This is a genomic window from Streptomyces sp. NPDC026575, from assembly GCF_055567415.1.
In genome coordinates, this window is record NZ_JBVHQM010000005.1 from 128,952 (window position 1) to 153,016 (window position 24,065).

Below are 24,065 nucleotides of genomic sequence, written 5' to 3' on the forward strand. Positions count from 1 at the left end.
TCCAGGAGGCGCCGGAGCAGGGTGGCGCGCCCCGACCGGCCTCAGACGACCTGGAGTTCGGCCATGATCGCCATGTCCTCGTGTTCGAGGTTGTGGCAGTGACGTCCGCCCCTACGAGGTGGTGGAGGTCCTCGTGCGGTTCTCCGGGTACCGGGGGCGCTACATGAAGAGCGCCGCACTGGCGGCGGCGGGCCAGCCGGGTCCGCGCAGCAGCCGCATCGGCCACCGCCGCTCGTCTACCTCGTGCTGCACTGTCATCGGAGCCCGGCCCCCTGCGACAGAGCGGCCTGCTCGTACGCCTGGAAGCCGTCCTCGACGCCCAGGAAGATGTCGGCGAAGGCGAGGTAGCCCTCGCTGATGACGGGGGTGTCGCGCAGCGCCTCGACGAGGAAGTAGTACGCGCCCAGGTCGTCGGTCTCCAGTACGGCGAAGTCCGAGACCCGTCCGGTGAACGCCTCGGCGTCGAAGAAACGGGCCGTCACACGGTCCGCGTAGGCGGCGAAGACCGGCTCCAGATGCGCCGCGCGCATCGCGCCACCGCGTCCGCGAAGAGGCGCTGGCCGAGATCCTGCGGACCGCCAGGCGCCAGCTCGTCGAGGAGGGGCCCGCCGCCGTCACACTGCGGTCCATCGCCCGCGAGATGGGCATGACGGCGCCCGGCCCCTACCGCTACTACGCCGCCCACCGGGACCTGATCCAGGCACTGACCTCGTCCCTCTACGACGAGCTGGCCGCGGCCCTGACGGCGGCCCGCGACCGCCATCCCGCCTCCGAACCGGGGCGCCAACTGGCTGCGGCGTGCGGCGAACTGCGGCGCTGGGCACTGGCCCACCGCCAGGAGTTCGGGCTGCTGTTCGCCAAACCGCTCACGGACGCCGACACCGCACCCGGAGCAGCCGCGCACGACCCCAGCTGGCGCTGCGGCGGCGTCCTCCTGGACCTGATGGTCCGGCTGTGGCACCGCGGAAACATCCAGCCGCCCGCCGGCCTCGACCCGGCCTGGACCGCCCAGTTGGAGGAGGTGCGCGAGCACCTCTCCGGCGAACCGGTGCCCCTGGAGGTCGTCTACGTCTTCGTCTCCTGCTGGGCCCGCCTCTACGGAGCCGTGGCCGTGGAGGTCTTCGGCCACCTCGACTTCGCCCTGACCGACCCCGGACCGCTCTTCGACCACACCGTCCGCGACATCCTCACGGCACTGGGAGAGCCCCGGATCGAGGCCGGCTAGGGCCTGTCCGATGGGTCGGGGTCGGAAAGGCCGCGGCGTCTGGTGCGGTGCATCGCAAGGCGCCGGAGCGTCTCGATAGCGGAGCTATCGGGATGATTCGGCAACGCCGCGAGGTGCCGTGCCAGGCGTCGCGGGCCCGGCCAGGACCCATCGGACAGGCCCTAGCCGCCGAGCGGCGCCGCAACACCTCCGGACCGTCCTCGTATCCGGCCCGCAGTCTGCGTTTCACCGCGGATGTTACGGTCGTTACATGACTGCCGAGACGGCGGTGGGCCGTGCGCGGTTCCTGCTGGTGTCCGTGAGCACCGCCGACGCCCCCACGGCGACACGGGTGCGGGTGTGGCGCAAGCTGCGCTCGCTGGGCGCGCTGTACCTCCAGCAGTCGGTCTGCCTGCTGCCGGATCGCGAACCGGTACGGCGCCAGGTGGCACGGCTGCTCGCCTCGGTGCGGGCCGACGGCGGCACCGCCCGCCAGCTGACGGTGGACATCACGGACGACGCCGAACTCGCCCAACTGGTCGGCGAGTTCAACGCCGAACGGGACAGCGAGACATCCTGATCGCGATCGGCGCGGGCCTGCTCGCCGCATGGCTGGCCCTGCTGATCGCGCTGCTGCTGATCCGCCCCAAGGGTGCCCTGCTCGCCGAGGCCGTACGCCTGCTGCCGGATCTGGTGCGGCTGCTGCGCCGCCTGGCCGCCGACAAGACCCTGCCGCGGGGCGTACGGGTCCGGCTCGGCCTGCTGATGGTCTACCTGGCCCTGCCGATCGACCTGATCCCCGACTTCCTGCCCGTCATCGGCTATGCCGACGACGCCATCATCGTCGCCTTCGTCCTGCGGAGCGTCGTACGACGGGCCGGGATCGACGCGGTCCGCGCCCACTGGCCCGGCACCGACGACGGCTTCGCCGCCCTGTCCCGGCTGACCGGACTCCAGCGGGCCGCCGACGGAACTCCCCACTCCCCCACCCCTATCCGCCGCCCTCCCCGATCGGACGCATGACCATGGACTCCCTGCTGCTCTCCGGCCGCGACCTCGACTTCCTGCTCCACGACTGGCTGGACGTCACGGCGCTGACCCGCCGCCCCCGCTACGCCGACCACGACCGGGACACCTTCGACGCGGTGCTGGACCTCAGCGAGGCCATCGCGACCCGGCACTTCGCCACGCACAACAAGAAGAGCGACGCCGAGGAGCCCCGCTTCGACGGCGAGCGGGTGCACGTCATCCCGGAGGTCAAGGAGGCGCTGCGGGTCTTCGCCGAGGCCGGCCTGACCGGCGCCGCCATGGACTACGAGATCGGCGGACAGCAGCTGCCCGCCGTGGTCGCCCACGCCTGCACGGCCTGGTTCCAGGCCGCCAACATCAGCACCGCCGCGTACCCGTTCCTGACGGTCGGCAATGCCAACCTGCTCCAGGCGCACGGCAGCAAGGAGCAGATCGAGACCTATGCGCGCCCCATGGTCGAGGGCCGCTTCTTCGGCACCATGTGCCTCTCCGAACCGCAGGCGGGCTCCTCGCTGGCCGACATCACCACCCGGGCGGTGCCGCAGGACGACGGTACGTACCGGATCAGCGGTACCAAGATGTGGATCTCCGGCGGCGACCACGACCTCAGCGAGAACATCGTCCACCTGGTGCTGGCCAAGATCCCCGGCGGTCCGGCAGGTGTGAAGGGCATCTCCCTCTTCGTCGTGCCCAAGTTCCTGGTCGAGCCGGACGGCTCTTCGGGAGAGCGCAACGATGTGGTGCCGGCCGGCCTCAACCACAAGATGGGCTACCGCGGCACCACCAACACCCTGCTCAACTTCGGCGAGGGCCGCCACACCCCGGGCGGCGCGCCGGGAGCGGTGGGCTACCTGGTGGGCGAGGCCCACCACGGGCTCGCGTACATGTTCCACATGATGAACGAGGCCCGCATCGGCGTCGGCCAGGGCGCCATGGCGCTCGGCTACACCGGCTATCTGCACGCCCTCGACTACGCCCGCACCCGCCCGCAGGGCCGCCCGCTGACGGGCAAGGACGCGCACGCCCCGCAGGTCCCGATCATCGAGCACGCCGACGTGCGCAGGATGCTGCTGGCGCAGAAGAGCTATGTGGAGGGCGCCCTCGCCCTCACCCTGTACTGCAGCCGCCTGCTCGACGAGGAGCGCACCGCCGAGCAGGAGCCCGACCGCGCCCGCGCCCGGCTGCTGCTGGACGTCCTCACGCCCCTCGCCAAGAGCTGGCCGTCGCAGTGGTGCCTGGCGGCCAACGACCTCGCCATCCAGGTACACGGCGGCTACGGCTACACCCGCGAGTACAACGTCGAGCAGTTCTACCGGGACAACCGCCTCAACCCCATCCACGAGGGCACCCACGGCATCCACGGGCTGGACCTGCTCGGCCGCAAGGTCGTCCTCGACGGCGGCGCGGGGCTGAAACTGCTCCTTGAGACCCTCGCGGCGACCGCCGCCCGGGCCACGGCGGCCGGCGGCGAAGCGGCCGAACTGGCCGCCGGGTTGGAGCGGGCCGCGGCCCGCGTGGAGGCGACCACCGCCAAGCTGTGGTCGACCGGGGACCCCGCGACCGCGCTGGCCAACGCCTCTGTCTATCTGGAGGCCGTCGGGCATGTGGTGCTGGCCTGGATCTGGCTGGAGCAGTTCCTCGCGCTGGGGGACGGCGTGGACGCCTTCCACGAGGGCAAGCGGCAGGCGGCCCGGTACTTCTTCCGGGTGGAACTCCCGCGGACCGGACCGCAGTTCGACCTGCTCGACAGCCTGGACCGCACCGTGGCGGACTGCCGGCCCGAGTGGTTCTGATCCGCGGGCCGGTCGGAGCCCGTGGTGACGCCCGATTTCTGCCATGGGTGTCCCGGGCTGACCCGCTGTGAAGTGGTCCGCAGGGATGCCACTCGTTCTACAGATTCCCGCGGCTCCGAGGCGCTCCGCCGGACGCTGGACGCTGGAGGCGGCCGCCCGCCCTCGGCCCCACGACCGACGGCGCGAGTCCTCGTTGTGGCCCCGGTGCAGGGCACGCCGACTCGTGCGAGGCGGGCACGGCACGGACCATGGAAAGGTGGGATGGCATCCAGATCTCGACGGGGCCGAGCCGGTGGACGTGCTCGACGCGGCGCCGACGGCCCGGACCGCGGTGGCGTGGCTGCCGCCGCAGGAGCTGTGGCCGGCGATCCAGGAGATCCGCCTGGAGCATGATCCGCAGGTACGGCGGTGGCCACCGCATGTGAATCTGCTGTTCGGCTTCGTACCGGAGGAGGAGTTCGCACGGGCGGTGCCGCTGCTCGCCGCCGGGGCGGCGGAGTGCGCGACGTTCACGGCCCGCCTGGTCGGCGTTCGCTACTTCCGGCACCGGCACTACGCGACGGTATGGCTCGATCCGGCCGCCGCGGACCTGGCACCGTGGACCCGTCTCCACCGGGAACTGGGGCAGCGCTTCCCGCTCTGCCGTGGACGCCACGATCGCTTCACACCGCACCTCTCCCTCGGCCGCACCCCGCATCCACGGCCCCTGGCCGCCGCCTGCGCCGCCCGGCTGGGCGCATTGTCGGCCCCGGTGGAGGAGGTGGTCCTGCTCTCCCGGCGCGGCGAGGGCCCCATGCGCCCCCGGGCCGTGATCACGCTGGGCACGGGCGAGATCCGCCGAGTGCCTGAGCACTAGGTCCTGCCCGGACGAATCACGCCCCCGGAGGTACCGACGCCGTGGTCCCTCCGTCGGCTGTCCCACCGGGGTAGGGGTATCGGCGGCAGACCGTCCCGGACTCTCCGCACTCGACGAGTTCCTCGCCAGATGGCGCCGGTTCCTGGCCGCCCCGATGCGGCGCTTGAGGGTGGGCCAGGAACTCCCCGCCGCTACCCTTCGTCCGCGTCGCACCGCCGCGGACGCGGATCGAGCGGCGTGAGTACGCCGAGGCGCTCCTCGATCCGCTGTGCCGCGTCCAGGCACAGGTCCTCGCGGTACATACCGGCCATGATCTGGACGCCCTGCGGCAGCCCGGACGCGATTCCGGTGGGTACGGCCACGGCCGGTACGCCCACGTACGTCGACGCGGTCAGCAGCCGCATCGGCGTGAACGTCGCGTCGCGCTCCTCCGGGGTCCGCGGCACCACGGGCTCGGGTACCGGCTGTGTGGACACCGGCCCGAGCAGCAGCGGACAGCGCTCGAAGAGGTGGGCCCACGCGCGCTGGACGCCGAGGCGTACGCCGGTCTGTCGGATGTACTCCGCCAGGCCGACGGCCGGGTGGCGTTGGATGTCCAGCTCGATATGGCGGGCGCTGTCGTCGGTGAGCAGCCGCCTGAGGGTGGGCCAGGCCAGGGAGAACTCGGTTCGCAGCAGTGCGCCGTAGCCGTCGAGAGCGTCCTGCAGTCGCGGTATCTCCACCTCCTCGACGGGGTGTCCGGCGTCCTTGAGGGCTGCTGCCGCCGCCTCGATCGCCGCGCGCACGTCCGGGTGGACGTCGCCCCGGCCGCCGGGGTCGGTCACCACGCCGACCCGCACCGGCGCGTCCGGCCTCGGCCCGTAGAGCGGGGCAGGAACGGCCCGCGGGTCCTGCGGATCCGGCCCCGCGAGCACCTCGTACGCTGCCCGCAGGTCCGCCACCGACCGGGCCAACGGCCCGTCCATCGGGAAGAGTTGGTGGCCCAGGACGGGCTCCTGGTCGTTCATCCGGTGGTCGGCCGGGAACCGCCCGTAGCTCGGCTTCAGCCCCGCGACGCCGTTGAACGTCGCCGGATTGCGGATCGACCCGCCGGAGTCGTTGCCCAGCCCCAGTGCCGCCATTCCGGTGGCCACCGCGACCGCGTCGCCGCCGCTGGTGCCGCCGGGAGTGCGCTTCGGGTCCCACGGATTGACGGTGTCCCCGAAGAGCTGACTGACCGTGTGCAGTCCGGCGATCGCCAGGTCGGGCATGTTGGTGCGTCCGATCGGAATCGCCCCGGCCGCACGCAGCCGCCGCACCGGGGGCGCGTCCGCCTGCGCCACCCAGTCGCGGAAGTACGGCACACCGTGTGTGGTCGCCGATCCCTCGACGTGGATGTTCTCCTTCACCGTGAACGGCACCCCGGCCAGCGGGCCCAGTCGCCCGCCCGCGGCCCGTCGCCGGTCGGTCTCCCGCGCCGCCTGCCGGGCGCTGTCCTCCATCAGCCGGGTCACCGCGTTCACCCGCGGGTTCACCGCGGCGATCCGCTCCAGGTGCGCCTCCATGACCTCCGCCGCGGACACCTCACCGGATGCCACCCGCTTCGCCAGCTCCGTCGCCCCCAGCGGCCACAGTTCGTTCGCCCCCATCGGGCCTCCTTCCGTTCCGGCCAGCAAAGATACAGATATGTATCTGGATACAGAACTGTATATTGCGGGACCGGCGCGCCGTAGGATGCCGCTGTGACACCTGAACGCAAGCGCCTGAGCCGTGAAGAGAGCCGACAGCAGACCCGGCACCGCCTGCTGGCCGCCGCTGCCGAGCTGTTCACCGAACGAGGGGTCAACGGCACCTCCGTCGAGCAGATCGCCGAGCGCGCCGGGTACACCCGCGGCGCCTTCTACGGGAACTTCGAGGACAAGAACGCCCTCGTCGCCGAGCTGCTCCACGACCGCACACGCCGCGAACTGGAGGAGGTCCGCTCCCTCACCGAGGACGCCGCCTCCGGCGCCGACGCGCTCGACAGGCTCCGGGGCTGGAACCGCGACCGGGCCCAGCACCTGCCCCAATGGCTCGCCCTGCGCATGGAACTCGTCCTGTACGCCCTGCGGAACGACGCACTGCGTCCGCTGCTCGCCGAACGCGAACTCCTCGCCCGCGACGCCCACACCACCGGCCTGGAGCGGGCGTTCGCCTCCCGCGGCGTCGCCTCGCCCGCGGACCCCGCGTTCCTGGCCCTGATCGTCCACGCCCTGGAGGACGGCCTGCTCATCCAGCGCCTGCTGACCCCCGACGGCATCCAGGACGAGGTCGTCGTGGACGCCTTCGACCTGCTGCTGCGCTCCTGGACGGCGCTCTCGCAACAGTCACCGGCCGGGGAGGACGACGGTCAGGGCCCGCCGTCACAGCGGTAGGGCGGCCAGGACCGTCATGACGGCGCGGGCCCCGGTCGGTTGAGGTCCAGCGAGCTGACGCCGTCGGCCACCGCTGTCGCGCCGTTCGCTACGCCTTGTTCCACAGCACGGCGATGTCCTGCGCGGCCGCCCGGCCCTGGGCGAAACCGGCGTGGCCCGCTGGGATGGCGCAGCTCGCCGTCACGGCGTCCACCAGGTCGACGCCGGAGGTACGGTCGAAGACCCGGGTCCGGCCGGTGGCGGCGTGCACGGCGACCACCGACAGTGTGCGCTCCGGCCACCTGTGGGACGGCAATCGGGCCTCGATGACGGCCCGCCGCTCGGCCTCGGTCACGGTCTCGGTGGCCAGTGCGCGCTCATCCTTCATTCCGCCCCCCAGGACTACCGATCCGGTCGAACGTCACTGCCAAGCCCCAGGGGGGCAGGGATATTCCCGGCGGCGGAGTGCGACGGCAGAGGGACACCCGCCGGATCGGCACCGGCACCGGTGCCCGGCTCAACCCCCTGCCGGCGGAGGCTGCAAGGGCTTTCGTTCATCGGCTTCGATGCCGCGGAGCGTCCAGAGACCGTACAGAGCCAGCAGGGGTTTGAGTACCGTCCACTCGCCGGGGCGGTAGTCATCCGCGGGCACGAGTCGCGCGGCGAGATCGGGGCGCTGCCGGCGCAGATACGCGCGGGCCTTGAGCCCGTGAGCCGGCTGGGAGGTGATCTTGATGCGATCCGCACCTTCAAGGAGCGGGACCACCTTCTCGATGTTCTCCCACGTCGTCCTGCTCTGGTCTTCGATGAGTACGCGACCGTCGAACCTCAGCACGGACTTGGCGTAGTCGGCCATCAGCCGGGCCTCGGCAGGGCCGCCACCCGCCGCGCCTCCGCTGAAGATCACCTGGGTGTCGCGCGCTCCGTCGGAGGCGACGGAGCGCAGCCCGGCACGGACGCGCCACCGGTTGACGATGTTGATCGAGGGGTGCGGATTGCGGTAGCCCAGCACGACGACGGCCGTGGTGTCGCCCTCGCGGTTCCCGACGAGCGTGCGGGACCACCGCCGGTTCAACCACTCGCCCCAGGCCAGGGCGGAGGCCGCTCCTGCCACTACCACCCACGCGGATCGCATACCGCGAGCCTAAGGGCTGTCCCGAGGCCGCCTGGCAGGGCGTGCCCTCTGAGGACGCGGACCGTTACCTCCGCGGCCTCTTCCAGGGCGTCGGGCGCCGGTGCATCGCCCTTGCGCAAGGTCGTCAGCGGCACAGGTCTTGATAAGGCAGTCCTGGCGCGTGCTGGAGCCACTGGGTGCGGTCCAGGCCGCCGCCGGCCACCTGGCAGGCCAGGCGCTTCGGGTCGTGCGCAACGGCGGGCAGCGGGCCCAGGCCCCACAGGCGCAGCGTGCCGTCGCCGCCGACCGTCAGCAGCGTACGGCCGTCGGGGGTGAACGCCACGTCGTCGATGCTGTCGTCGAGCGGTGGCAACTCGCTTGCCATATGGGGATGTTGGAGATCTCCGATGTCCCAGAGCGCCGCCGTGCCGTCGTCGTCCGCCTCGGCCAGCAGGTTGCCGTCGGGGTGAAAGGCCACCCGCCCGCCAACGCGGGGCGCATCGGGAAGCTCAACGGCGTGCTCGGACAGCGAGGTCCCGTTGACCCGGTAGACGTCTTCGCCGACGGCCAGCAGCTTGCGTTTCGCGCTGAACGCCGTGTCGCTCTGGAGCACCGCCACCGGGTCCCACTTGAGGTGACGGGGCCGGTGCGGGTCGCTCATGTCGAACAGGCCGCTGCCGGCGCCGGGGAGCGCGAGCAGCCCGCCGTCCGGACTGAACGAGGCCACACTCGCGTGGGTGTAGCTCTTGAGGGTGTACGAGCGGGTCTCCACGGGCCGCGCGCCCTTGAGGTCCCACAGGGTCGCCCAGCCGTCGATGTCCCCGGTGAACCGGGGGTGGTTTCCGGACGTGACCAGGAGCGGGGCTCGTGGGCTGAAGGCCAGCGAGGCCACCGGGCCGCGGGTGCGCAGGGTCGCGGTCTTGCGGGGGCTGCGCCGGTTCGACGCGTCCCACAGGATGACCCGGCTGGCGCCGTCGCCTCCGGCCAGGTAGCGGCCGTCCGCCGAGAACGCCACGTCCGTCATGGACGCGGAGAAGCCGCGCAGTACGGAGAGTTGGCGGGGCCGGTCGGGGTCGGTGATGTCCCACAGCACCAGCGCGCGCATACCCGCGGTCGCCGCCGTGCGCCCGTCCGGGGAGATCGCCACGGCCGCCACGGCCACCGGGTCTGCGGCCGTCCGGGCGCGTTGCCGAGGACCGGTCTCGGAGTCCGCGCGCCAGCTGGCGACCGCATCGCTGCCGTCGACCTCTCGGATGTACCGTCCGTCAGGCGTGAAGGCGACGTCCTCGCCGGAACGCAGATCGCCGTCGCGCAGCATTCCCAGGGAACGCGGCCTGTCGGGGTGGGCCAGGTCCCAGCGCACCGCGCTTCCCTTGTCGTCGAGGGTGACCGCCGTCCTGCCGTCCGGTCCGAAGCCGGCGTCCGTCACGGCGCCCCGGTGGCCGCGGAGCCTGCCGAGCAGCTGCGGTGCGCGGAAGGGGCGGATGCGCCAGACGTAGGCGGTCCTGCCGTGGCTGCTGAGCAGGGTGCGTCCGTCGGGGCTGAAAACGAGCGCTCCGCCCCAGGCGTCCTGGCGCCCCAGGCGGCGCGGACGGGCCGGGGCGGAGGTGTCCCACACGGTCATCCCGCTGCCGTGCTCAATGGTGATCTTCCCCGTGTCCGCCTCGTCGAGGGTGATCTTCCCGGTGGCGCTCACGACGGTCTTGCCGTCGGGGCTCATCTCGACGTCCTTGGCGTCGTAGATTCCGGTCACCGAGCCGAGACGGCGCGGCCGGCCGGGGGCTGCCACGTCCCAGAGGTCCATCCGGCCGCTGCCGCCCTTGTCGTCGCGCACGGTGGCCAGCATCCGGTCGCCGTCGCCGAACCCGCCGCCGTCCAGGCCCGTCGCGCCGGGCAGGCCCGGTAACGGCCGCGGCTTGCCGGGCCCGGCGATGTCCCACAGGGCGTGGCCCTTGGTGGCCGCCACGAAGAGGGTGCGTCCGTTTCGGCTGAAGGCGATGTCCTCGATGTCCCCGGGCGGCGGGGTGAGACGGTGCAGCAGGCGGCGACGTCCGGGCTGTGAGACGTCCCAGAGCTTGAGCGTGCCCTTGTCCGCGACGGCCAGGACGCCGGCGTCGTCCGAGAGCCGCCGGACGAACTGGCCGATGTCGTCCGGCCCGCGCGCTGCGCCCGCGTACGGCGTGCGCTGCAGTACGTCGACCAAGGCGGCGCGGGTTTCCGTGGTGGGGCGCAGGCTGTACGCGGTCAGGCCGAGGCGGACGGCGATGCGCGGATCGTCCGCCAGGCGGCTCCTCGACTCGGCGAGCAGCGCGCGCACCGTGGCCACCCGCCGTTGCCCGTCCGCCTCTTTGCGCCGGCGCTCGGCCTCGTCGCCACGGGTCTGGGCCATGACACCGAAGACGAGCGAGGCGACGAGGAAGAAGACCAGGCCCCAGGTCAGCCCGCGCCGCACACCGACCGTTCTGGCGTGCTGGCGGACCTCCTCGCTGTCGAGTGCGTCCTTGCTCACTCCGTGGAGGGACGCCGCCAGGGTGCCGATGTCCTGGCGGAACCGGGCGTGCTCCAGGGACAGTTCGACCTCGCTCCCGGCCCAGCTCAGGTCGACCCACAGGGGTTCGGCCTCGAACCACCCGAACACCTCGGGCGGCAGGGCGGTGGTACGTGTCCGGTCGAAGTTCCGCGCGGTGTGGTCCCAGTGGATGGCGCCGCTGGTGAGCACGATGAGCAAGGTGGCGGGCTCGCGGTGCTGCTTCCAGTAGGCGATCTCCCGGGCCACCCAGCGGGAGCGGGCGGCCTGCGGCGAGGCGAGCAGGACGAGATGGCGGCTCGCACTCAGCTTGGCCTCGATGGTGGCCCACAGGTCCGGACTGGCTTCCAGGGATGCCTGGTCGCGGAAGATCCGCAGGGCGCGCGGCCGGTTCCACGGCTTGGCCAGGCGGCTGAGCGCTCTGTGCACGGCCGGGGCCACCTTGGCGTCGGCCCCGTGACTGTAGGAGAGGAAGGCGTCGTAGGTGTATCGGGTCGCGGTGCTGGTCGACGGCATCGTGTTGCCTCACATGGGGGAAGCGCGCCACAGGGCCCCGTCCGATGGTCCACCCCGCTCGGCCGGCGAAGCCACATGATCCCAGACGACGATCCGGGTGTCCCGTGAAGTCTGCCGGGACCAGGGTGACTTCGGCCATGGCCGGGCACGGGGTACAGGTGGTCCGGGGTCGGGCCGCCTGTACCCCCACGGCGCCGGAGCGGCCGCGGACCTATCGGACGAGTGCGGCCGGCTCGTCCAGCCGCGTCAGCTTCCGCGGGTTTGCCATCGCATGGATCCGGGTGACCCGCCCGTTCTCCACGACGAGGCTGACCGCGGCCAGCCGGCCGTCGACCTCGATCCGGGCCGCGGGCGCGCCGTTGAGCCACACGGCCGACACCACCCGGTCCGGGCGCGCGAGCATCGTGGCGACGAGTTCGGCCCCGTGGATCGGCCTGCGGGCGGCGGCCGCGAGCCCGCCGCCGTCGGCGACGAGGACCACGTCCGGAGCCAGCACCTCCATCAGCTCCCGTACCCGCCCGGTCCGCAGCGCGGCCAGGAACCGCTCCACCACGGCTCGCTGCTCCGACGGGCTGACCCGCATTCGGGGCCGCCGGGCCGCCACATGCTCGCGGGCCCGCCGGGCGATCTGCCGCACCGCTGCCGCGGACTTCCCGACGGCCTCGGCGATCTCGCCGTACGGCATGTCGAAGACCTCGCGGAGCACGAACACCGCCCGCTCCGTTGGCCTGAGGGTTTCCAGGACGGTCAGCATCGCGATCGAGACGCTCTCCGCGAACTCGACGTCCTCGGCGACATCAGGGCTGGTCAGCAACGGTTCCGGCAGCCACTCGCCGACGTAGTCCTCGCGGCTGCGGGACAGCGTCCGCAGTCGGTTGAGGGCCTGCCGTGTGACGAGCCGGATCAGGTAGGCCCGCGGCTCGCGCACCTGGGCGTGGTCGACGTCGGCCCACCGCAGCCAGGACTCCTGCAGCACGTCCTCCGCGTCGGCGGCCGACCCGAGCATCTCGTAGGCGACCGTGAACAGCAGGCTGCGATGGGCGACGAACGGGTCCTGAGTCATGCCGTCGGCACCGCACCGGACGGCTCGGAGCGCTCGGCCAGCGGAATCCCGCAGGCATCGGAGAAGCCCTGCGACATGACCCCGTGTGCGTTGTTGTTCCTGGTCGCCATGTTGACGAAGGCGATGTACGCGGTGAGTTCGACCATCGCCGCCGGGCCGAGCCGGTCGAGCAGACCCCCGTACAGCTCGTCGGTGACGGTCGGCGGGGTGTTCGTCATGGCCTCGGCGTACTCCAGGACGTCCCGCTCCAGCGGGGTGAACACCTCCGACTCCCGCCAGCGCGGCACCTGGCTCGCCTTGGCCAGGTCCAGGTTCTGGTTCTGTGCCTGGAAGTAGCCGACGTCGAGGCACCAGCCGCAACCGACCTGTGCCGCGACGGCCATATGCGCGAACGACTTCAGGCCCGCGTCGGCCGCATCCCACTCGCTCAGCTTCGCCGAGAACTCCAGATTGGAGGTGGCGACCTCGGGGCTGTGCCACACCACCGCGACGGGCTCGGGGACTTCGCCGAGCTGCTCGACCAGGTTTTCGCTCAACTCGGCGGGAAGCTCGGCCTTCGGAACGCGTAGCGCCATGATGCTGTTCTCCTTGTGCGGTGCGGATGCGTGTACGTGTCTGACATGAAGACACCGCCGGGGACACGCATGTGACATCGAGGAGGAACAGCGAGCCGGGCCATCCTGTACCTGCCTGCCGGCGACCGCGCGCCGGCCCCCCGCAGGGGGAGCCGGGGCGCGGGAAGCCGTGCGGCTCCCGCGCCCCGGGAGGGCTAGGGCCTGTCCGATGGGTCAGGCCCTAGGTGTTGCTCTTGGGCAGGCCGGGCGGGTTGATCTCGGACTTCTCGACGGCCTCGTCGGACAGCCCCCAGCGCTTGAGCACCTTGGCGTACGTGCCGTTCTCGATGATCTCGTCGAGCGCGTCGGCGAGTGGCTTGACCAGGCCGTTGTTCTTCTTGGTGGTGGCCGCGATCAGGCCCTGGAGGCCGGCTCCGGCACCGGACTGGGTACCGGCGATCTCGGTCTTCCCGGCGGACGCCACATGGTAGGCGGCGGTCGGGTTGGGGCCGAGGAAGAGGTCGATCCGGCCGGACTCCAGGGCGAGGTAGGTGTCCGCCTGGGCCTTGTAGTACTTGATGTCCACCGGCTTCAGGCCCGCCTTCTCGGCTCGCCTGCTCCACTCCAGAAGGATCTTCTCCTGATTGGTGCCGGTGTCCACGGCGACCGTCCTGCCCGCCACGTCCTTGTAGCCGCGGATCTTCAGTCCGCTGCCCCGCTTGGCCTCGAAGGCCAGATTGTCCTTGCGGTAGCCGGCGAAGTCGTACTTCTCCTTGCGTTCCTCCGTGTCGGTGATGTTGCTGAAGCCGGCGTCGTACTTGCCGCTGTCCAGGCCGACGAAGATGTTCTCCCAGGAGACGGCGGTGTAGTCGGGCCTCAGCCCCAGGACGTTGGAGACCAGATGGGCGAGGTCGATCTCCACACCGATGCGGGTCCTGTCGTCGGTGGCGTAGAAGCCCAGCGGCGGTTCGCTGCCGGCGGATCCGACGATCTTCAGGGTGCCTCTCTTACGGATCTTCGCCGGCACTTCGGCGGCTACAGAACCGACCTTGTCCGTGGTGACCCGCTTCTGGTCCGGACTGTTGTTGATCTTGGTCCTTCCCGACCCATCGCCCGAGGCCGCGACGTCGGTCGTACCTCCGTCGGTGGGGTTGGCGCAGGCGGCGAGGACGAGCGCGGCGGCGACTCCGAGGGAGACTGCGGCGACGGGGCGGGCGAGGCGGTGGGACACGGTCGAACTCCTTGCGTGCGGAACGGGGTGAGGGGCGGTCAGAGGACCTTGGAGAGGAAGGCGCGGGTGCGCTCGTGCCGCGGGTCGTCCAGGACTGCCGAGGGCGGCCCCTGCTCCACGACGACACCGCCGTCCATGAACACCACGGTGTCGGCGACCTCGCGGGCGAAGCCGATCTCATGGGTCACGACGATCATGGTGGTGCCGGTCCGGGCCAGGTCCTTGAGCACGTCCAGGACCTCGCCGACCAGCTCCGGGTCGAGCGCCGAGGTGGGCTCGTCGAACAGCAGCACCTTCGGTTCGAGGGCGAGTGCCCGGGCGATGGCCACGCGCTGCTGCTGGCCGCCGGAGAGCCGCCGCGGATAGGCGTCCGCCTTGTCGGCGAGACCGACCCGCGCCAGCAGCCGTTCGGCCACCGCCACGGCCTCCTTGCGCGGCCGGCGCAGCGCGGAGACCGGGGCCTCGATGAGGTTGTCCCGCACGGTGAGGTGGGGGAAGAGGTGGAAGTTCTGGAAGACGAACCCGATCTGGGTGCGCTGCTTGAGGACCTCCCTCTCCTTCAGCTCGTACAGCTTGCCGCCGGAGCGGCGGTAGCCGATCAGCTCGCCGTCGATGCCGATCCAGCCGCGGTCGACCTTCTCCAGGTGGTTGATGGTGCGCAGCAGTGTCGATTTCCCGGAGCCGGAACGACCGAGGATCACGGCGACCTCGCCCGGCCGGACCCGAAGATCCACTCCGCGCAGCACCTCCAGGGGGCCGAAGCTCTTGTGGACGCCGCGGACGTCGACCATGGCCTGGCTCATCGGTGCACTCCGGGTTCTGCGAGTGGCGCCAGGGCCGGACGACCGGCCGGCACGGGCCGGTGGGGCCGTGCGGCGGCGGCACGGAGGTCCCGTACGAAGCGCCGCGCACGCTGGAGAGGGGTGGGCGGCGGGGTCCGGTTCGCGCCACGGGCGAAGCGGCGCTCCACGTAGTACTGGGCGACGGACAGCACCGAGGTCAGGAACACGTACCAGGCGGTGGCGACCATGAGCAGCGGGATCACCCGGCCGTTGCGGCCGTAGACGACCTGCACCTGGTAGAAGAGTTCGCCGATCGCCATGACGTAGACCACCGAGGTGCCCTTGAGCAGGCCGATGATCTCGTTGCCGGCCGTGGGCAGGATGGCGCGCATCGCCTGCGGCAGGACGATCCGCCGGATCTGCCGCAACCGGGGAATGCCCAGTGCGGCCGCGGCCTCCAGCTGGCCGCCGTCCACCGCGAGGACCCCACCGCGCACGATCTCGGCGGCGTAGGCGGCCTGATGGAGCGACAGCCCGATCAGCGCCGCCCCGATCGTCCCGATCAGGCTGTTGCTGTCCACGGACCACAGGACCGGGCCGAAGGGGATGCCGACGCCCAGTTCCTTGTACAGGGCCCCCAGATTGAACCAGAACACCAGCTGGACGATCATCGGGATGGACCGGAAGACCCAGATATAGGTCCAGGACACGGTCTGCAGAACGGCGCTGTGCGACAGCCGCATGAAGGCCAGCGCCGTGCCGAGGACAAACCCCAGCACCGTGGCGTACACCGTGAGCTGGAGGGTCACCCCCACCGCCGCGACGATGGTCTCGGACAGCACATACGCCCGGAAGACGTCCCACTCCCAGACCGGGTTGGTGGCCAGGCCGTGCACGAACTGCGCGGTCAGCACCATTACGGCGACGGCCGCCGCCCAGCGGAGGGGGTGGCGGGCGGGGACGACCCGGAGCGAGGCCGGATCGTCCGGGGCGGTCGGCGGGGCGGCCGGCCCGCCGCCCGGGGTGGCCGCGCCGACCGGCGCGGAATCGGTGGTGAGTCCCATCGTGGCTCCTGCTCACAGGTTCTGGGGGGAGGTGTGTTCGTGTGGTGGGACGGTCGCCCGTTCGCGGCTCATCGCCGCCGCCATTCCTCGGCCAGCAGCTCGTAGGAGCGCACCCGGTCCGCGTGGCCGTGGGTGAGGGTGGTGATGAGCAACTCATCGGCTCCGGTGGCTTCTTGGAGCTGTTCCAGCCGGTCGGCCACCGTCGCCGGGGAGCCCACGAACCGGGTCTGGACCCGGTCCTGGACCAGCTCCCGGTCCTCGTCCGACCACACGTGGGCGCGGGCCTCGTCCGGGGTCGGGAACTCGATGGCGCCCTCGGCTGTGCGGATGCTGCGCACCCATGGGGCGTAGCCGGTGGCCAGCTCGCGGGCCGTGTCGTCGTCCTCGGCGACCACGACGTCCGCCGAGACGCTGACGTACGGCTTGTCGAGGAAGTCGGAGGGCTGGAAGAAGGACCGGTACCCCTCCACGGCCTCCAGGACGGTGGCCGGGCTGACATGGTAGTTCGCGGCGAACCGCAGGCCCCGCGCGCCCGCGACCTCGGCGCTCTGGCCACCGCTGCTGCCCAGGATCCACACCTCGACCTCGGCGCCCTCGCCCGGCACCACATGCGCCTCGATGCCCTCCGGGGAACGGTAGGTGCCGGCCAGCAGGGCGAGGAGGTCGTCGATCTGCTCGGCGTAGTCCTGCGACTCGGCGTGGGGCAGGAGGAGCAGCTTGCGCTGGAGGGCGATCCGGGGTGAGCCGAGGAGGCGTTCGAAGGAGAAGCGCGGTGGGATGAGGAGGCCGTTGGGGGCGCGGCCGTCGACGACCGGCGTCGCCGTGACCGCCGGCTGTCCCGGCGGGCGGCCGCCGGACCGGCCGAGGCCCAGGTCGAAGCGGCCCGGGTGCAGCGCGTCGATCAGGCCGAACTCCTCGACCGTGCTCAGGGCGGTGCGGTGGCCGAGCTGTACGGCCCCGGAGCCGAGCCGGATCGTGGAGGTCGCGGCGGCCGTCAGGGCGAGGACGACGGCGGGGGACGTGCCCGCGATACCGGGGTTGAGGTGGTGCTCGGCGAACCAGTAGCGCGCGTAGCCGAGGCGCTCCGCCTGCTGGGCGAGGTCGATGGAGTTGCGCAGGGCGTCGGCGGCGGTGGAGCCGGACGGGATCGGCACCAGGTCGAGGATGCCGAGGGGGATGTCAGACATGGACGGGCTCCTCCAGCGCGTTGTCGAGCACCTCGCGGGACCGGTCGTGCGTCGACTTGTGCACCCCGGCGACCGGGTCCGGGCGGTGCACGATCGAGGTGATGGCGAGGAATTTCACGAGGCCACCCGCCGCTCGTCCCGTACGGCGTCCGGGAGGGCGAGGCCGAGCTGGTGGCGCAGGGTCGGCCCCTCGTACTCCGTGCGGAAGACGCCCTGCTCCTGGAGCAGGGGGACGACCTTGTCGGCGAAGTCGTCGAGCCCGGACGGGGTGAGGTGCGGGACGAGGATGAAGCCGTCACTGGCGTCGGCCTGCACCAGGTCGTTGATGCGCTGTGCGACGGTCACCGGGGAGCCCACGAAGTTCTGCCGGTTGCCGGTGTTGATGACCAGGTCGCGGATCGACCAGCCGTTGGCGGCGGCGAGTTCGCGCCACTCGCGGGCAGTGGCCAGCGGGTCGCGGTACATGCGCACCTGGGCGCGGCCCTTGGCGATGTGGTCGTCGCCGATGTCCGGGTCGATGTCGGGGAGCGGCCCTTCCGGGTCGTACGACGACAGGTCCCGGTTCCAGACGAACTCCAGGTGCTTGAGGGCGGTGGCCCCGCTGACCTGCCGGCGGCGTACCTCCCGTGCCTGTTCCTTTGCCTCCGCGTCGGTGTCGCCGAGCACGAAGGTGGCGGCGGGCAGGATCAGCAGCTGGTCGTGGCGACGGCCGTACTTGGCGAGCCGGTTCTTGACGTCCGTGTAGAACGCCTGGCCCGCCTCCAGGGCGGCGTACCGGCTGAAGATGGCGTCGGCGCCGGCGGCCGCGAACTCGCGGCCCTCGTCGGAGTCTCCGGCCTGGAAGACGACGGGGCGGCCCTGCGGGGAGCGCGGGACGTTGAACTGGCCGTGGATGTCGAAGTGTTGCCCGGTGTGCACGAAGGAGCCGGCCTTGGCGTCCCGCAGGAAGACCCCCGTGGCCTGGTCGGCGACGATCTCGTCACCGTGCCAGGAGTCGAACAGTTCGTTCGCGGTGGCCAGGAACTCCTTGGCGCGGGAGTAGCGCTCCTCCTGCGGGAGGAAGCCGCCGCGGCGGAAGTTCTCGCCGGTGAAGGCGTCCCAGGAGGTGACCACGTTCCAGGCGGAGCGGCCGCCGGAGAGGTGGTCGAGGCTGGCGAACTGGCGGGCCACCTCGTAGGGCTCGTTGAAGGTGGAGTTGATGGTGCCGGTCAGGCCGAGGTGTTCGGTGACGCCGGCGAGCGCGGCGAGGACGGTGAAGGTGTCGGGTCGCCCGACGACGTCCAAGTCGTAGATGTGCCCGGCCTGTTCGCGGAGCCGCAGCCCCTCGGCGAGGAACAGGAAGTCGAACTTGGCGCGTTCGGCGGTGCGCGCGAAGTGGACGAAGGAGCTGAACTCGATATGGCTGCCGGCCGCGGGGTCGCTCCAGACGGTGGTGTTGTTGACGCCCGGGAAGTGCGCGGCCAGATGGATCTGCTTCAGCGGCTTGCTCATGTTCGGTATGGTCCTTCCGGCTCAGGCGACGACGGCGGCGTAGCGATTCGCCGGGCGGGGCAGGCCCAGCAGTCCGCGGAGGGTGTCGGCCTCGTAGGAGGTGCGGAAGACGCCCCGGCGCTGGAGTTCGGGGACCAGGCCGCGGGTGATGGCGGGCAGGTCGTGCCCGGCGACGGCCGGCCGCAGCCGGAAGCCGCTCAGCCCCGCCTCGGACAACTCCTGCAAGAGGTCGGCGAGTTGCGGTGGGGTGCCGGTGAAGATGCGCGCGTCGCTGGTGTACGGCTCGCCCGCGAGGTCGTCCAGGCGTGCGCGCCGGTCCTCGGCGGCGGCCTGGTCGTCGTCGAGGAAGACCACCAGGTCGCCGAAGACGTGCAGCGGCTCGCCGGCCCGCCCGGCCGCCCCCTGCTCGGTTCGGATCTCGGCGACGATCGCACGGGCCTGGTCGGCGTCGTGCGGGGTGACGTAGCCGATGTCGGCCTGGCGGCCCACCAGCCGGTACGGCAGGGTCTGGTGGGCGAGGGCGCTGACGATCGGCTGGCCCTGCGGCGGGCGCGGGGTGATGGACGGGCCCTTCACCGTGAAGCGCCTTCCCTCGAAGTCGATGTAGTGCAGCTTGGCGCGGTCGATGTAGCGGCCGGTGGCGGCGTCCCGGATCTCCGCGTCGTCTTCCCAGCTGTCCCAGAGACGACGGACGACCTCGACGTGGTCGGCCGCCTCGTCGAAGAGGTCGGTGAGCCGTTCCTGTCCGGCCGGGCTCTTCAGTTCCTCCAGATCGATCGGCGGAAAGGCGCGGCGCCCGAAGTGGTCGGCCTCGTTCGGGCGGGCCGTGATCTGTACGCGAAGGCCGGCCCGGCCGGTGCTGACGTAGTCGAGGGTGGCGATCGCCTTGGAGATGTGGAACGGCTCCGTGTGGGTGGCGATCACGGTCGGCACTAGACCTATGTGCCGGGTCAGGGGCGCGATGCGCGCCGCGATCAGTACGGCGTCCAGGCGGCCGCGGACCTGGTCGGTGCGGCCGTCCAACTCGCCGTAGTGGGAGGACTGCAGGCCGAGGCCGTCCTCGAGGGTCACCAGGTCGATGAGGCCGCGCTCGGCCTCGGTGACCAGATCGGCCCAGTAGCCGGCGGTGAACAGCTCCCGGGGGCGGGCCCCTTGTTCGCGCCATGCGGCCGGGTGCCAGCCCGCGCCGTCCAGTGCGACGGCAAGGTGGAGCGGGGGAAGCGATGCGGACATGAACGGACTGCCTTCCTGATCGACCGTACGTGATCACCGGACCTCCGGCGGGAGGTCTCGGCGGCGGGGAACAGATCAGGCCGGACAGAGCGCGCCGGCGACGCGCTGGAGGTCGATATGCGGCCGCCCGTAGAGGTGGACGCAGCCGCGCGGGGCGACGACGGCGACGGCGAGCGGCACGGACACCGGCACCACCGTCATCGCCGCACCTCCCCATTCGCTCGCGCTGTGCCGTGCAACGCCGAAGACGACACCGGCTGTTCGGTCTGGCGGCCCGGCGTGCGGACCTGCTGGAAGGTGGTCCGACGGCGCAGGGTGAAGCCGATCGACTCGTACAGCCGGATGGCCCCGGTGTTGGCGGCGGAGGTGTGCAGGAAGGGGGTGTCCCCGCGGTCCCGGATGCCGGCGGCCACGGCGCGGATCAAACGGGTGGCCAGGCCGCGGCCGCGGTGGGCCGGGTCGGTGCAGACCGCGCTGATCTCGGTCCAGCCGGGCGGGTGGAGCCGTTCGCCGGCCATGGCGACGAGTCGGCCGCGGTCCCGGATGCCGAGGTAAGTGCCGAGTTCGACGGTCCGGGGCAGGTAGGGGCCGGGCTGGGTCCGGGCGACCAGGTCCAGCATCTCCGGTACGTCGTCGGGCCCGAGCCGCACCGCTTCGGGGGCGGGCTCGGTGCGCAGGCCGGTGTCGACCAGTTGCACGCCCTGGATGCTCTGCACGCTCTCCCATCCGGCGGGCGGGTCCGGCACCCCGGAGACGGGTGTGACGGTTCCCGGGCCGACCAGTGTGGCCAGGTCGTCCCAGCACCGCGGGTCGGCCGGATCCTCAAGGGCGGTGAACGGCGAGACATCGACGGGGTAGCGGACGGCACCGCCGACCCGCTCGGCGAAGCGGGCGTGAGGGCCGGTCAGGGCCGCCCAGGCGGGGTTGTCCAGGACGTGCCGTGCCGCCGCGGAGTCAACACCTTCGACGACCGCGCCGACCGGGCCCGTGGGTTTGTGGATGGACAGAGGCATGAGGAGGTCCCCTCGACGGACTGGACGCACAGCCGGTTGCTGGGAGTGGGAGCGAATGGGGACGGCGGGCCGAGCGGCCGGGGAGTCGGCAGCCGGCCGCTCCGGCCGCGAGGCCGAGGCCGGGGCCGGGGCCGGGGCCGACCGACGACCGCACGAGAAGTGCCTCATGCCGGTCGAGCGGCAGCGGAAGAGGTGGTACCGACCGCCGCCCCGCTCAGGTGGTGCGCTCTCGCCGCACCTGACGGCACACTTGGCCGGTCTCAGACCGACAGGCAGCGCGACGGGCCCGCAGCGGCCACATCGGCCTGCACGAACAGCCCCTCGCCCACGCGCCCTCCGGGGTCAGCGACGACAGAACGCGCTGGCCACCTGCGCCAGGTCGATGTGGCGCCGCCGAGTCAGGTCCACGCGCGGGGTCATGGCACGGGAGTCCAGCAGACATCCCGCGCTTGGGTCAAGAAGATCCGAACACTTTTCGCACTGCCGACATAGTGAGCCTCCCCGCCGCTGCGGGGGCGCAGCTCGCTCGACCGCACGCGGACGCCGTGGAGTCCACGCTGCGCGGCGGTCACGTACGGGCGCGGCAACAGGGCCTCCCGCCGCCCGAGTTGGCACTGGACGCCCCGCTCAGGGGCGCCGGAGACCCCGCCCTCACTCGCTCCTTCACGGCACCGTCAGGCCGCCACGCAGAGGCGCCGCGGCCATGCGCACGGCCGCGGCGCCGAAGTTGCCCGAAGAAGCGGCTCAGCAGGTGACGACCTTGCCGTAGGAGCCCATCCCCCAGTGCCAGGTCCATGCCTGGCCGTTCTGGTAGGTCAGGCAGCGCGAGTCGGGCCCCCAGTTGATGACCACCTTCAGGTGCATGGCGTGGCCGCAGTCGTTCCCCACGGTCACCTTCTTCTCGTGCTTGATGACGTCCCGCCGGACGCAGGCCGGAGCGGTGCCCAGGATTCCCGCGCCCTCCGTGGCCTCGGTGGTGGCGCGGTCCCCGGGGCCCACCTGTGCGGGCGCGGCCATGGCGGGCCCGGCCGGCAGGGCGAGCCCACCGCCGAGCGCCGCCGCCGCGACGGCGAGTGCGAGGCGCTTACGGAGCGTGTTCCTCATGGCGCGAAGTCCTTTCCTCTGGTGCTCTGGCGTTCCCTGGCGTGTGGGAGAGGGCGGCGGGCCGCGCCGCCCGAGCTACGCCGTCGAGCGTGCGGGGCGCGCCGCCGGTGTGGCCACCCCTGCCGCCGAACTGCCGCACTCCTGGGATGTCCCACCCCCTGACCAGCGCGAACGGCTCCGGCCAGGACGCCGCGGTGGGACGCCGGGCACCCCTCGGCCGATCGCCCTGCGCGCTCGCGCGAACGCCCTGCGTAAGCCGCCTCGTACGGCGACTGTGACGGGGCCGATAGCCAGGTGCCGACGCCTGTGCGCATGCTTCCTTGGGGAGTAGTGAGAGAGCGAGATCGGCGATGCCCATACCCCGCATATCCACAGCCTTGACCGCTGGTGCACTGGCCGCCGCCACGTTGGTGGTGACGGTCTGCGGCGTCGGTGGCGCCGCGGCGTCCCGCCCCGATGACGCCAAGGACCTGCACACTTCCGTCCCGGCGCTGCCGGCGCGCTTCGCGCAGCAGAAGGTCCAGTGGACGGCCTGTGGCACGGACGTCACCCCCAAGCCGGTGCCCGGCGCGGAGTGCGGCTGGGTGAAGGTCCCCGTCGACTACGCCGCCCCGGACGGGCAGACCGTCACACTGCGGGTGTCGCGCGTGCGGGCCGAGGATCACGGTCACCGGCTCGGGTCACTGCTCTTCAACCCCGGCGGGCCCGGCGCGGGCGGTGCCTCCGACGTGGCGGACGGTAACTGGCGGGCCGGTGACAAGGCGCGGGCCCGCTACGACCTGGTCGGCTTCGACCCACGAGGCACCGCCGGTTCCGGTCAGATCAAGTGCCCCGACGGCGTGGCGCAAGGGCCCGAGAACCCGCCGCGTACCGAAGCGGCGGCCGAGCGGACGTTCACCGACGCGACCAGGCGTGCCCAGGCTTGTCGGCGGGCGAGCGGTGCCGTTCTCGCGCACATGGACAGCGTGAGCGTCGCGCGCGACCTGGATGTGCTGCGTACGGTCCTGGGAGACGCCAAGTTGAACTACACCGGCTTCTCCTACGGCACCTTCATCGGCCAGCAGTACATGAAGCTGTTTCCCGACAAGGTGGGCCGGATGGTGCTCGACGGTGTCGTGAACCCCGCCGCGGACCTGCGGCAGGTCGCCCGGCTCGACATCAGGACCGCCGATGCGGCGATGCGTCGATACGCCCGGGACCTCGTCGCGCGCGGGGATCACCGTCTGGGAGCCACGGCCGGGGAGGTGCTGCGGCGGATCACCGCGTTCGCCGGGAAGCTGGAGCAGAAGCCGCTGCGCGGGGCCGACGGCGAGGAATTCACCGACACCGCCTTGTCCGCGTATCTGAGCACGGCCGTGACGGCCGAAGAGGACTGGCGGCGACTGACCGATGCCCTGGTGGCCGCCCTGGCCGGGGACGGGACCGCCTTCGAGCGCCTTGATGCCGCGATGGCCGACGAGGGCGGTGGCGGGCAGCTGACGCCGCAGGAGGAGCGGGCCGAGGAGAACGTCTCGTTGAGCATGCCGGCGGTGCTGTGCCTGGACTCCCCGTCCGCGCCGAAGTCCCCGAAGCAGATGCTCGACACCGCCGACGCGGCCGCCGAACAGTCACCGCTCTTCGGGCGCTACTACACCTGGCAGATGATCGACTGCGCGACGTGGCCGATCGCCCCGACCGGTGAGGTCGAGCCGATCAGGGCAGCCGGGGCGGCACCGGTGCTGCTGGTGTCCTACACCGACGATCCGCACACTCCGCTGGCGAACGCGCAGGCGGTGCACCGGCAGTTGGACCACAGCTCGCTGCTCGTGCGCAAGGGCCAGGGGCACGGGGCGTACGCCTCGGGGGAGCCGTCCGCGTGCACCGACCGAGTCGTCGACACGTACCTGGTCGAGGGAGAGCTGCCGGACAAGGTCGCCGACTGCCCTCGCTGAC

General features: G+C 71.8%; 24 protein-coding genes. 7 read left to right on the plus strand and 17 right to left on the minus strand.

Features of this window, described 5'->3' with window-relative positions; translation table 11 throughout:
* Positions 1 to 254: 254 nt before the first annotated feature.
* Positions 255 to 530, minus strand: coding sequence for a darcynin family protein (locus ACZ4NB_RS08535; RefSeq protein WP_467659379.1), 276 nt, complete (start codon positions 528 to 530; stop codon positions 255 to 257).
* A gap of 38 nt (positions 531 to 568) precedes the next feature.
* Here ACZ4NB_RS08535 and ACZ4NB_RS08540 point away from each other — a divergent pair, with 38 nt between their 5' ends.
* From ACZ4NB_RS08540 to ACZ4NB_RS08560, 5 genes are all read left to right on the plus strand, one after another.
* Complete coding sequence (locus tag ACZ4NB_RS08540) at positions 569 to 1,225, plus strand: TetR/AcrR family transcriptional regulator (protein WP_467659816.1); 657 nt, start codon at positions 569 to 571, stop codon at positions 1,223 to 1,225.
* 250 nt (positions 1,226 to 1,475) lie between these two features.
* The gene (locus tag ACZ4NB_RS08545) at positions 1,476 to 1,784 is read left to right on the plus strand and encodes a Chromate resistance protein ChrB (RefSeq protein WP_467659380.1); all 309 of its coding nucleotides are present in this window, start codon (positions 1,476 to 1,478) and stop codon (positions 1,782 to 1,784) included.
* 113 nt (positions 1,785 to 1,897) lie between these two features.
* Positions 1,898 to 2,227 (plus strand): YkvA family protein, encoded by a 330-nt coding sequence (locus ACZ4NB_RS08550; RefSeq protein ID WP_467659382.1) that lies wholly within the window; start codon positions 1,898 to 1,900, stop codon positions 2,225 to 2,227.
* A 2-nt stretch (positions 2,228 to 2,229) separates the two neighbouring features.
* Entirely contained in the window at positions 2,230 to 4,026 is a 1,797-nt protein-coding gene (locus ACZ4NB_RS08555) for an acyl-CoA dehydrogenase (protein WP_467659818.1), read from the plus strand.
* A gap of 256 nt (positions 4,027 to 4,282) precedes the next feature.
* Positions 4,283 to 4,882, plus strand: coding sequence for a 2'-5' RNA ligase family protein (locus tag ACZ4NB_RS08560; RefSeq protein WP_467659383.1), 600 nt, complete (start codon positions 4,283 to 4,285; stop codon positions 4,880 to 4,882).
* Between the two features lie 191 nt (positions 4,883 to 5,073).
* On the opposite strand, the gene ACZ4NB_RS08565 is transcribed toward ACZ4NB_RS08560, so the two are convergent.
* On the minus strand, positions 5,074 to 6,510 hold the full coding sequence (locus ACZ4NB_RS08565) for an amidase (protein WP_467659384.1): 1,437 nt from the start codon (positions 6,508 to 6,510) through the stop codon (positions 5,074 to 5,076).
* Positions 6,511 to 6,603: 93 nt separating this feature from the next.
* Here ACZ4NB_RS08565 and ACZ4NB_RS08570 point away from each other — a divergent pair, with 93 nt between their 5' ends.
* On the plus strand, positions 6,604 to 7,275 hold the full coding sequence (locus ACZ4NB_RS08570; protein WP_467659385.1) for a TetR/AcrR family transcriptional regulator: 672 nt from the start codon (positions 6,604 to 6,606) through the stop codon (positions 7,273 to 7,275).
* Between the two features lie 88 nt (positions 7,276 to 7,363).
* Here ACZ4NB_RS08570 and ACZ4NB_RS08575 read toward each other — a convergent pair whose 3' ends face one another.
* The 15 genes from ACZ4NB_RS08575 to ACZ4NB_RS08645 form a co-directional block, all read right to left on the minus strand.
* The gene (locus tag ACZ4NB_RS08575; protein ID WP_467659386.1) at positions 7,364 to 7,642 is read right to left on the minus strand and encodes a hypothetical protein; all 279 of its coding nucleotides are present in this window, start codon (positions 7,640 to 7,642) and stop codon (positions 7,364 to 7,366) included.
* A gap of 129 nt (positions 7,643 to 7,771) precedes the next feature.
* Positions 7,772 to 8,389, minus strand: a complete 618-nt coding sequence (locus ACZ4NB_RS08580; RefSeq protein WP_467659387.1) for a YdcF family protein — start codon at positions 8,387 to 8,389, stop codon at positions 7,772 to 7,774.
* 124 nt (positions 8,390 to 8,513) lie between these two features.
* Positions 8,514 to 11,411: a TIR domain-containing protein gene (locus ACZ4NB_RS08585; RefSeq protein WP_467659388.1), complete on the minus strand. Its 2,898-nt coding sequence runs from the start codon at positions 11,409 to 11,411 to the stop codon at positions 8,514 to 8,516.
* Positions 11,412 to 11,622: 211 nt separating this feature from the next.
* A complete protein-coding gene (locus tag ACZ4NB_RS08590) occupies positions 11,623 to 12,474 on the minus strand; it encodes an RNA polymerase sigma-70 factor (protein ID WP_467659390.1) in 852 nt (283 codons plus the stop codon).
* Positions 12,471 to 13,049, minus strand: a complete 579-nt coding sequence (locus tag ACZ4NB_RS08595; protein ID WP_467659392.1) for a carboxymuconolactone decarboxylase family protein — start codon at positions 13,047 to 13,049, stop codon at positions 12,471 to 12,473. The genes ACZ4NB_RS08590 and ACZ4NB_RS08595 overlap by 4 nt, the downstream gene beginning before the upstream one ends.
* A 220-nt stretch (positions 13,050 to 13,269) precedes the next feature.
* Positions 13,270 to 14,259 carry an ABC transporter substrate-binding protein gene (locus ACZ4NB_RS08600; RefSeq protein WP_467659394.1) on the minus strand — a complete coding sequence of 330 codons (990 nt, stop codon included), beginning with the start codon at positions 14,257 to 14,259 and terminating at the stop codon, positions 13,270 to 13,272.
* Positions 14,260 to 14,297: 38 nt separating this feature from the next.
* On the minus strand, positions 14,298 to 15,062 hold the full coding sequence (locus ACZ4NB_RS08605) for an amino acid ABC transporter ATP-binding protein (protein WP_467659396.1): 765 nt from the start codon (positions 15,060 to 15,062) through the stop codon (positions 14,298 to 14,300).
* Complete coding sequence (locus tag ACZ4NB_RS08610) at positions 15,059 to 16,105, minus strand: amino acid ABC transporter permease (RefSeq protein ID WP_467659398.1); 1,047 nt, start codon at positions 16,103 to 16,105, stop codon at positions 15,059 to 15,061. The genes ACZ4NB_RS08605 and ACZ4NB_RS08610 overlap by 4 nt, the downstream gene beginning before the upstream one ends.
* A 68-nt stretch (positions 16,106 to 16,173) precedes the next feature.
* Positions 16,174 to 17,292, minus strand: coding sequence for an LLM class flavin-dependent oxidoreductase (locus ACZ4NB_RS08615; RefSeq protein ID WP_467659400.1), 1,119 nt, complete (start codon positions 17,290 to 17,292; stop codon positions 16,174 to 16,176).
* Positions 17,285 to 17,410, minus strand: a complete 126-nt coding sequence (locus tag ACZ4NB_RS08620; protein WP_467659831.1) for a hypothetical protein — start codon at positions 17,408 to 17,410, stop codon at positions 17,285 to 17,287. The genes ACZ4NB_RS08615 and ACZ4NB_RS08620 overlap by 8 nt, the downstream gene beginning before the upstream one ends.
* The gene (locus ACZ4NB_RS08625) at positions 17,407 to 18,783 is read right to left on the minus strand and encodes an NtaA/DmoA family FMN-dependent monooxygenase (protein ID WP_467659402.1); all 1,377 of its coding nucleotides are present in this window, start codon (positions 18,781 to 18,783) and stop codon (positions 17,407 to 17,409) included. The genes ACZ4NB_RS08620 and ACZ4NB_RS08625 overlap by 4 nt, the downstream gene beginning before the upstream one ends.
* Before the next feature lie 21 nt (positions 18,784 to 18,804).
* Positions 18,805 to 20,016 (minus strand): LLM class flavin-dependent oxidoreductase, encoded by a 1,212-nt coding sequence (locus ACZ4NB_RS08630; RefSeq protein WP_467659404.1) that lies wholly within the window; start codon positions 20,014 to 20,016, stop codon positions 18,805 to 18,807.
* 75 nt (positions 20,017 to 20,091) lie between these two features.
* A complete protein-coding gene (locus ACZ4NB_RS08635) occupies positions 20,092 to 20,217 on the minus strand; it encodes a putative leader peptide (RefSeq protein WP_467659406.1) in 126 nt (41 codons plus the stop codon).
* Positions 20,214 to 21,029, minus strand: coding sequence for a GNAT family N-acetyltransferase (locus ACZ4NB_RS08640; protein ID WP_467659408.1), 816 nt, complete (start codon positions 21,027 to 21,029; stop codon positions 20,214 to 20,216). The genes ACZ4NB_RS08635 and ACZ4NB_RS08640 overlap by 4 nt, the downstream gene beginning before the upstream one ends.
* Positions 21,030 to 21,773: 744 nt before the next feature.
* On the minus strand, positions 21,774 to 22,133 hold the full coding sequence (locus tag ACZ4NB_RS08645) for a hypothetical protein (protein ID WP_467659410.1): 360 nt from the start codon (positions 22,131 to 22,133) through the stop codon (positions 21,774 to 21,776).
* 377 nt (positions 22,134 to 22,510) lie between these two features.
* On the opposite strand from ACZ4NB_RS08645, the gene ACZ4NB_RS08650 reads away from it, so the two are divergent.
* On the plus strand, positions 22,511 to 24,064 hold the full coding sequence (locus tag ACZ4NB_RS08650) for an alpha/beta hydrolase (RefSeq protein WP_467659411.1): 1,554 nt from the start codon (positions 22,511 to 22,513) through the stop codon (positions 24,062 to 24,064).
* Position 24,065: the final 1 nt, after the last annotated feature.